The organism is Microcystis sp. M079S1 (assembly GCF_020246425.1).
In the GTDB taxonomy this organism is placed as follows: Bacteria; Cyanobacteriota; Cyanobacteriia; order Cyanobacteriales; family Microcystaceae; genus Microcystis; species Microcystis aeruginosa.
In genome coordinates this window covers 1-8,017 of record NZ_JADBSZ010000167.1, presented here as the reverse complement: position 1 = coordinate 8,017, position 8,017 = coordinate 1, and the positions used below count along the sequence as shown (strand labels likewise).

General features: G+C 41.6%; 10 protein-coding genes and 1 pseudogene. 5 read left to right on the top strand and 6 right to left on the bottom strand.

Translation table 11 applies throughout. From position 1 onward, the window contains the following. Nucleotides 1–550 precede the first annotated feature (550 nt). The 5 genes from IM456_RS10885 to IM456_RS10865 all read right to left on the bottom strand — a co-directional run bounded on the left by IM456_RS10885 (nucleotide 551) and on the right by IM456_RS10865 (nucleotide 3,522). Nucleotides 551–946 (bottom strand): helix-turn-helix domain-containing protein, encoded by a 396-nt coding sequence (locus IM456_RS10885; protein WP_149985698.1) that lies wholly within the window; start codon nucleotides 944–946, stop codon nucleotides 551–553. 106 nt (nucleotides 947–1,052) lie between these two features. Further along, the gene (locus IM456_RS10880) at nucleotides 1,053–1,625 is read right to left on the bottom strand and encodes a Uma2 family endonuclease (RefSeq protein ID WP_149985697.1); all 573 of its coding nucleotides are present in this window, start codon (nucleotides 1,623–1,625) and stop codon (nucleotides 1,053–1,055) included. 165 nt (nucleotides 1,626–1,790) lie between these two features. Next, nucleotides 1,791–2,804: a WD40 repeat domain-containing protein gene (locus IM456_RS10875; protein ID WP_149985696.1), complete on the bottom strand. Its 1,014-nt coding sequence runs from the start codon at nucleotides 2,802–2,804 to the stop codon at nucleotides 1,791–1,793. A 36-nt stretch (nucleotides 2,805–2,840) separates the two neighbouring features. Beyond that, nucleotides 2,841–3,083, bottom strand: coding sequence for a DUF5678 domain-containing protein (locus tag IM456_RS10870; RefSeq protein ID WP_149985695.1), 243 nt, complete (start codon nucleotides 3,081–3,083; stop codon nucleotides 2,841–2,843). 7 nt (nucleotides 3,084–3,090) lie between these two features. Beyond that, nucleotides 3,091–3,522, bottom strand: coding sequence for a DUF29 family protein (locus IM456_RS10865; RefSeq protein WP_079210166.1), 432 nt, complete (start codon nucleotides 3,520–3,522; stop codon nucleotides 3,091–3,093). A 256-nt stretch (nucleotides 3,523–3,778) separates the two neighbouring features. Here IM456_RS10865 and IM456_RS10860 point away from each other — a divergent pair, with 256 nt between their 5' ends. From IM456_RS10860 to IM456_RS10845, 4 genes are all read left to right on the top strand, one after another. Further along, nucleotides 3,779–4,390 (top strand): choice-of-anchor C family PEP-CTERM protein, encoded by a 612-nt coding sequence (locus IM456_RS10860; protein ID WP_249268187.1) that lies wholly within the window; start codon nucleotides 3,779–3,781, stop codon nucleotides 4,388–4,390. Nucleotides 4,391–4,537: 147 nt separating this feature from the next. Continuing rightward, the gene (locus tag IM456_RS10855; protein ID WP_079210167.1) at nucleotides 4,538–4,870 is read left to right on the top strand and encodes a DUF433 domain-containing protein; all 333 of its coding nucleotides are present in this window, start codon (nucleotides 4,538–4,540) and stop codon (nucleotides 4,868–4,870) included. Between the two features lie 183 nt (nucleotides 4,871–5,053). Next, nucleotides 5,054–5,311, top strand: a complete 258-nt coding sequence (locus IM456_RS10850) for a type II toxin-antitoxin system HicA family toxin (RefSeq protein WP_079210168.1) — start codon at nucleotides 5,054–5,056, stop codon at nucleotides 5,309–5,311. Continuing rightward, nucleotides 5,286–5,507 carry a type II toxin-antitoxin system HicB family antitoxin gene (locus tag IM456_RS10845; protein ID WP_079210169.1) on the top strand — a complete coding sequence of 74 codons (222 nt, stop codon included), beginning with the start codon at nucleotides 5,286–5,288 and terminating at the stop codon, nucleotides 5,505–5,507. Before IM456_RS10850 ends, IM456_RS10845 begins: the two co-directional genes overlap by 26 nt. A gap of 75 nt (nucleotides 5,508–5,582) precedes the next feature. On the opposite strand, the gene IM456_RS10840 is transcribed toward IM456_RS10845, so the two are convergent. After that, a complete protein-coding gene (locus IM456_RS10840) occupies nucleotides 5,583–6,959 on the bottom strand; it encodes an MlaD family protein (RefSeq protein WP_287691105.1) in 1,377 nt (458 codons plus the stop codon). Between the two features lie 804 nt (nucleotides 6,960–7,763). Here IM456_RS10840 and IM456_RS10835 point away from each other — a divergent pair. Next, nucleotides 7,764–7,967: pseudogene (locus IM456_RS10835) on the top strand (transposase); the annotation flags it as partial. Nucleotides 7,968–8,017 lie beyond the last annotated feature (50 nt).

The window sequence follows — 8,017 nt, the reverse complement described above, 5'->3', positions numbered from 1 at the left end:
CTAGGGACTTGCGCTTTGATAATGTACCTTTTGGGCGAACGCAGTTCGCCCCTACATTGTGGACAAAATCCGTTACTGTAGGGGCGCAAAGCTTGCGCCCTCCGATCGATTGGGATATTATTCCCACGCAAGTCCCCTATCTCAATCCTTGTCTCAAAACGCCAATTCAACAATAGACCTCCTGCAAAAGTTAAGTCATAGAGCCGCTTGAATGATGGTCATATGGAAATTGGCCAGGTGATTCTTTTGCGGGTAGACTTTACTATCACAAATATTTTTTATCGAAAATTAATAGACCTCTTGCATATTTTTTTGATGGTATTATCGACGTTTTGGCTTTTTTCTCGATTTTTAGATGGAAGTCGAAAAAAGAATAAAATGTGATCTTATCGCTCTTCTAGAACTCTGGCAAAAGTCTTACAGTCTCTAAACTCTAGCTCTCTTATGGGGTAAGCCTTCAAGCGATCGCTAACTAACAGAAACCCGAATTGGTCAAGCTATATCAGGTTTTTCTGGCCTACATCCCGAACTTTATCCTTTGTATTCTTGTCTAAGTTTTTGTACTCTTTCTGTCTCTTTTGCGGGTGGGCGTAGAGTTTTTTTTGCGGGTTATTCTCAAGCGTTCTGCTATTCTTGCCACTGTCGCCACACTTAACACTATACCAGTTCTTTCCAGGAATAGTTCCGATAGTTCAGCTAGAGTTGCGTCATTATTTTCCTCAATTAACTCACCGAGGACGATCATCTGTTCTGGCGTGAGTTTTAAATGACGTCCACATCGATAAGTCTTCGGTCGAACATCTCCCGTTTCTCGATGTTGCTTCAAAAGCTTTTGTACGAAACTTAGGGTTACGCAGAATCTTTTCGCTAATTGTCTTTGAGAGATGGGTTCGTTATAATAACAGTCGAGGATTTTCTGACGGAACTCTACTGGATAGGATTTCATTTTTTGTGCAGTTTAGCTATCGATAACATTATACTTCATATTTGTGAGAAAGGCTGTATCTCTAATAAAAACGGATTTAGTATCATACCTCGGTTTTGAGGATATTTTACTCAAAAATAGAGATAAATAGACTAAAGCCCGGTAAGACATCCTCTCCGCTTAAATTAGCGGGTATTTCCATAATTTCTACGGGTTGCTGAGGACGATAAATTTCCACTTGTTGTTGTTGAGGATTAACTAGCCAACCTAATCGCAAACCACTGTGGAGATATTCCCGCATTTTCGCTTGAATTTCCGGGAGGGAATCGCTACGGGAGCGCAGTTCAATGACGAAATCGGGACAAATAGGCGGAAATTTCTCCTGTTCTTCTCGACTCAGAGCTTGCCAACGAGTTAAACTCACCCAAGCGGCATCGGGAGCGCGATCTCCGCCATTCGGTAAACGAAAAATCGTCGCCGAACTAAAGACTTTACCCAATCGGGTTTGACGATTCCACAACCAAAGTAAACTAATAAAATCGGCCTCTCGGTTGCCGCTAATTCCCCCAACAGGTGGCATCACAATTAATTCTCCTTGGGCGTTTCTTTCCAGTTGCCAATCTGGGTTAACTTGACAGAGACGGTAAAACTGCTCATCGCTGAGATTGACTGTATCTAAGTTTAAAATCACTGCTGCCATAGCTATATTTCGCCCTAGAAAACACTCTAAGTAGGGAGGCACAATTATTTGTAGGATGGGTTAGCGGTAGCGTAACATGAGCGGGCGTTGGGTTTCATGCTTCAACCCAACCTACGTTCATCTTATATTTAATTCCACCCACCCACTTAGTCTTAATTATAGTCATTAGATTCCCCGCCAGATTGCGATCGCACCGTCCCGATCTCCAGTGACCAACCAACGACCATCTCGACTGGCAACCATTCTTAAGATGACGTTTCCCTTGAGAGTATTCAAGTGCCGACGGGTGTTAACATCCCAAAATTTGACAGTTCCATCCCCGGAAGTGCTGGCCAAAACTTTACCCCCATCCAGCAGGGCCATATCGGTAACAGCGTCGTTATGGGCGAGAATAGTGGTGGTGCCGATGCCGCTTTTCACTTGCCAACTGCGGATCGAACCGTCTTGACTAGCAGTACCGGCGATATTACCATCCTTGGAAAAAAGCACCCGATAAACGGGGAATAAATTACCCGCATAGGCGCGAATAAAGCGACCGGTACTCACTTTCCACAGTTTAACGAAGCCATCGTAATCGGCGCTAACAATTCCTTCACCATCGGGACTAAATGCGATCGCCTGAATCGGATGATTATGACCGCGCAGGGTTTTTAACAGTTTACCCGTCTGAAAATGCCAGAGTTTAACTGTACGATCCCAGCTACCCGTGGCCAAAATTTTGCCATCGGGAGAAATAGCGGCATCAGTAACGAGAAAAGCATGGCCGGAATAGGTCATTTCTAATTTTCCCGTGCGCGTATTCCAGCGTTGCACTTTTCCCCCCGCATCAGCAGTTACGAAAGTCTCACCATCGGGACTGAATTGGATAGCATTGACAGTATCACCTAGTTGCCAAGTCCTGAGAGGTTTTTGGGTTTTTAGGTCCCATTCCCTAACAGTACCGTCAAAACTACCACTCAGCAGCAAGGAGTTATCGGGACTAATGGCCAAAGCATAGATGGGATCCTGATCGGCTTTTAAAATAGTAACCCGTTCGACCATCTGCCAAGGAACGATTTCTGCTAAAGGAGACGCTTGCGGAGTGATGGTTTTCCCTTTTTCCTGATTGACTGCACAACCACCGGATAGCAACAGCAGCAATAATAACGATAACGTCGGTTGATAAAGGGTTATTTTCATAGAATTTTGCCGTTGTCAAAATCATCTTAAACTACTTTAAACTTGAACTGGTAAAATTTGCAGAGAATAACGACAACGAGGAACAAGATAAATGACAAATTCTTGATTGGTTGTCTTGGCTTGTTCCAGAACATTCTGTAAATTTTCACCGTGAGCAATCACTCCTTTTTCATTATAAGCAATGTATTGATTTTTATATAAATCAAGCACGGTGTCACGATTTTTGTTTAACCAACGTAACATTTCTTGGGCTTGTTCTTTAGAGATTGAGTTTATCATAATCTTTCTAGGGAGAGACGTTTTTAATTAAAAGGAAAGCATCACTAATCAGTTTATTTTTGTCAATTATAGCTTCTAGTTGCTCCGATTGATAACGACCTGATTCGACTTCTAAAGAAGCGGCATCCAAAGCATTAAGATAAGCATCGTTTAAAGTGTCTGTTAATTCCTCATCACTTAAATAATATCCTGCTGCTTTTCGGCGTTTATTTTGGCGTTGAATTTCTCTAACACTATTGCGAATGGAGACATCCCAAGAACGAGTGGTTCGGTTTTCTGCCTGTTGTTTAATTAAATGCAGTAGTAAGATAACAGCATAACTACGAATGGTGCTAATAATCCCATTTTTGCTCATATCTTCAAGGTCTTCTACAATCGCCAGTGAACCTTTAATATCACCTTTTAAGAGCAAAGCTTTTAATTCTAAAAGTTCTTCCATAATCCAATTTCTTCCCCAAAATATACCTTAATTATATCTTGCCACAAGTCTCTCTATCCAAAAGCTCATTTAAGGCCATCTTGAGGAAAAAATTAATCATTTTTTCATTTATTTTAAGCTTTTCTGTGCTACGCTATGGCCGTTCTTGTAAAAATGTAGTTTTTAATTATGACTCAAAAATTAGCAAAACTGATTGATTTGCGGGGGGGGTAAGCATAGCTTATTAAAACTCTCAATTGCTTCCTCTGTCTTGGCGGTGAGTGCTTTGATAGTCACCCCTGTACAAGCAGCAAATTTGATTCAAAATGGCAGTTTTGAGACGGCTACCGTCAACCCTAACCCTGGTACTTCTTATATAACACTTGGTGTTGGTTCCACCGTAATTACAGGATGGACGGTTAGCCAAGCAACAATCGATTATATAGGTACATACTGGCAAGCTTCTGAGGGTAGTAGAAATCTGGACCTATCTGGATTAAATGCTGGTGGAATTCAGCAAACCTTTAACACAACCGTCGGTGAGACTTATCGGGTGACTTTTGATCTGGCGGGTAATACAGACGGAAGTCCTACTATTAAAGAGATGAGAGTGAGTGCAGGAGGAAATTCTGCTGACTTTTCTTTCGACATAACAGGAAAAAGCCTTTCAAACATGGGATGGGTATCAAAATCTTGGGATTTTACCGCCACTGGAACAACAACTACCCTTAGTTTTCTTAATTTAGTCGATACAGCTTATGGTCCTGCGTTGGATAATGTCTCGGTGATAGCTCTTTCCCCTCCTTCTATTCCCGAACCTTCATCAATGCTAGGATTATTGAGTTTAGGAGTATTAGGAATTGGTTCTGCTTTAAAACGTCAATCTTAATCTCTTTTTATCTTTTTAACCCATCTAAACTAGGTGGGTTAAATTGAATATTCAGATAGGCTTAAAATCGGTGAATAATTTTGAATTTTGCGGCACATTTTTAACAATATGCTAGGATAGTATTGATGTTTTAGGAGGTAACAACCTATGCAGTTAGAAGATTATTTTGAATTTGTGGCAGTAGATAATATTCAATTAAAAGGACATCGTATTGGCATTGAGGACGTAATGAAATACTATCGACAAGGTTATAGTCCTCAAGAAATTCTCCAAGAATTACCAACTCTAAATTTAGAAAAAATTTATGCCACTTTGACCTATTATTATCACAATCAAGCACAAATCGATCTCTATCTTGTCAAGCTAGAAAGACAACGGGAACAACATTATCAACAGTGGCTAGAAACATCATCTCCTTTAATTGATCGTTTAAGAAAAGCAAAAATTAAAAAGGAGCAGGAGTATTTACAAAAAGCATGAAAATTCGGTTTTTGCTGGATGAAAATTTATCTCCTAATCTCAAAACGAGTGTAAGTAGTCGTGCCAAATTAATTGCCATTTTTGAGATAACTCTTGCAAGCTGATGGCTGACTGCGATGTATAAATGCGATCTCCTTCTTTTAACTTTAAGCTAAAATAGATTGAGTTCGTTGTGATCGATCGATGGGAAAAAAAGAAAGACTGCTAGAAAAGGCCAAAAACTCACCTCAAGGATTACGTTTTAGCGAATTTGAGAGTTTGCTTAATCTTTGCGGTTGGACTTTTGACCATCAAACAGGAAGTCATCACATTTGGTATTCATCCAAGAGAGTCCGTCTATCTATTCAACCGACAAAAAACGGTGAAGCGAAAGCTTATCAAGTTAAACAATTTTTAAAAATACAGGGGGAAGAAAATGAATCCAACAACCGACGATTTTAACGGTTTTAGCATTAATATCTTCCAAGATGAGGAGGGAGATTGGATAGCATACTTAGTAGAAATGCCTAGCGTTTCCGCTTTTGCTGATAGCCCTCAAACAGCACTCAATCAATTAATTTTAGCTTGGGAAGGCGTTAAAGAAAGTTATCGTCAACATGGTGAAGAAATTCCTCATTTAGCTATGATAAAAAATTAGGCACACTAGCAGGGTCTTGAAAAATTTAGTACAAATGCTCGGACTTTTTTTCCCAACCCCTAACCCCAAATTCTGCTACTCAGATTCAGGTTTCTTAGCGTCTTTTTCTGGGGTATTAGCGGCGGGATTTGGGGCTATTGTCGCAATTTGGGCGGCCATTCTTGTCATTGCTTGACCTTGGGCGAATTCCTGCTGTAGTTGTTCGCTAGAAGAAACCAAACGACTTAAACCCTGAATTAAGCGGATAATTTCCTGTCGCAGTTGCGGATTACCGGTAATTTCATCCACATCCGAGGTGATTTTCTGAAGATTGGCAAAAGCGGCGCGAGAGGAGTCGAGAAGTTGCTGTAGGGTGACAACAGTGGCAGGATCGGAGAGATAGGCGGTAAAGTTGCCCAAATTTTCACTTAATTTAACAGCATTTGCCGAAATAGTATTTAAATTCTCGATAATTTGGCTTTTCTGCACTTGCGTCAGGATGGGATCCAAAGCAGCGAGAGTAGTTTGTAGGCGATCGCTGGTAGTTTTGATACTATCGAGAGTGGCAATTAAACGATTTTGATTAGCTGCCAAAAAAACCCGCAGTTCTTCCGTAGTTTGTCCCACCAAAAGCAGCGTTTTTCGGGCCTCCACTAGGGTAGCGTCTAAATTTCTCAGGCCGCCACTTCCCTGTAAACTTTTCAGTAAAGTAGTCGCTTCCTGACTCAATCCCCCGACACCGGAAAGATCACTAGAAAGGCGATCGAGGGAACCGGATACTTGGGGTAAGGATTCTAGGGATCTCATCCCCGAATTAACTTTACCTAGAGTACCGCTGCGACGTACCTCGCTTAAAGCGGTGGTTGCCTCACCACTAAAGCGATCGAGTCCCCCCAAGGCATTGGCAGCGCGTTGGGTAAAAGAACGAAATCCAGCCACCATATCGGGATCGCTAACTAGATTAGAAATTCTCAGTAAAGATCTGATCAGGGTATTGACATTTAGCGCCGATTGCCCTTGTAAACGGGAACCGTTACAGATAATCACTTCCCCATTACAGTTAGGACTCAAAGGGGGTTCTTTAACACCACCGACGGGTAAAGCTTGCAGGGGAGTAATATCGATCGTGGTTTCACCCACTAAACCAGATTGAATGGCTTCGATGAGGGAATTACTGGGAATTAGGCGATCTGCTGGCGAAATCTCCACTTCTACGGCGACTCCCTCCGGTTCTGGGGTAATTGCTGTCACTTGCCCGATTCTCACTCCCCGATAACCGACGCGGGTTCCCACCATCATGCCACCCACATTAGGAAAAAGGAAGGTGACTCGATAACTGCGTCCCCCGAAGCTAAAATTACTTAACCAGGCGATAAACCAGATTAATATTCCCCCCGATGCCAGTAGCATTAAACCGATACCACTTTGCCGCAGAGTTGGGGAAATCCCTCGTTGTGAACCGCCAGCTTCCATAAATAATTGCTCCTCATCTCTACACAGTATCACTTTACTAAATTGCGGGTTAAAAGTTGATAGAGGAGTCGGGTTTCGTAAAATAGCAAGCGACAGAGTCCATCCTTACCCAATGCCTTAAAGCTGGGTAAACTAGAGCGGCTTCATAGCTTAATCTTCCATCGATGCCGGGAAAAAGGTAATCTTCTAATACCAAATTTCTAAATCCATGACAGACATCCACGCTCGAATGCTTGCCAAGCCTGCATTCGTTGTGACGCGAATAAAGAAAAATGGTATAAGTTAATTGATGGATTGTAATCTTTCAATCTAAGCCTTAACTCGGAACAAATCGGCACGGTGTGATTTTTATCCTTACCTTTTCGGGTTTCTTGCCTAAAAACGACTTCATCTAGCGGTATTCTCCTAATTGGGTCTTTGTAAACAGGGAGCATCTCATTTATGCAAGTGAGTAATTATACTTGTCCCTAAAACTGGTTTCTAGCAAGGCTTTCAAAATAGCTTGACATAAAACCTGATTTAGGGGTTACAAAGGTGAGATGCGCCCTTGTAAAAATCTTTCACCCGTAGCTCTAAGGCTTCATTGATGCGCGCCGAAGCTTGTCCGACGGTTCTCATGATCAGCTACAGAATTTAGAAAGAACAGAGATTAATTCTGCACTCTTTCCCTTAGAATATAAGCGCAGTATCTATAGAATAGCCTCGTTTACTAGGTTTGGGCAATTTTCGATACTACAAAAAATAGATATTTTATGCACTTGATCGGGGGGATTTTTTCGCTTAGGTTGAGAGAAAAGCTTTTGATTTATCGTCAATCAGTTTCGTCTGTTTTTGTCCCAAGCCGCTTATATTTTGCTGCTGGGGATTCGGCAAGCAGCACAGGGGACAAGATTGGCAAAGGCGACAGTTTCTCGTTTAAAAGAAACTCTTATTAAAACTGCGGCAAAAGTTAGTGTTTCGGTCAGACGAGTATTAGTTGAGTTAGCATCTAATTGTCCATTTGCCTAGGAAATTAGTCTAATTTCACAGCGACTTTCCAGTGGAGTTCAATTGATTTT

Excerpts from the sequence above, each read along its gene's own strand:
- IM456_RS10885 (WP_149985698.1), bottom strand. The coding sequence starts at position 946 with ATGAAATCCTATCCAGTAGAGTTCCGTCAGAAAATCCTCGACTGTTAT.
- IM456_RS10845 (WP_079210169.1), top strand. The coding sequence starts at position 5,286 with ATGAATCCAACAACCGACGATTTTAACGGTTTTAGCATTAATATCTTC.
- IM456_RS10865 (WP_079210166.1), bottom strand. The coding sequence starts at position 3,522 with ATGGAAGAACTTTTAGAATTAAAAGCTTTGCTCTTAAAAGGTGATATT.
- IM456_RS10855 (WP_079210167.1), top strand. The coding sequence starts at position 4,538 with ATGCAGTTAGAAGATTATTTTGAATTTGTGGCAGTAGATAATATTCAA.
- IM456_RS10880 (WP_149985697.1), bottom strand. The coding sequence starts at position 1,625 with ATGGCAGCAGTGATTTTAAACTTAGATACAGTCAATCTCAGCGATGAG.
- IM456_RS10875 (WP_149985696.1), bottom strand. The coding sequence starts at position 2,804 with ATGAAAATAACCCTTTATCAACCGACGTTATCGTTATTATTGCTGCTG.
- IM456_RS10850 (WP_079210168.1), top strand. The coding sequence starts at position 5,054 with ATGGGAAAAAAAGAAAGACTGCTAGAAAAGGCCAAAAACTCACCTCAA.
- IM456_RS10840 (WP_287691105.1), bottom strand. The coding sequence starts at position 6,959 with ATGGAAGCTGGCGGTTCACAACGAGGGATTTCCCCAACTCTGCGGCAA.
- IM456_RS10870 (WP_149985695.1), bottom strand. The coding sequence starts at position 3,083 with ATGATAAACTCAATCTCTAAAGAACAAGCCCAAGAAATGTTACGTTGG.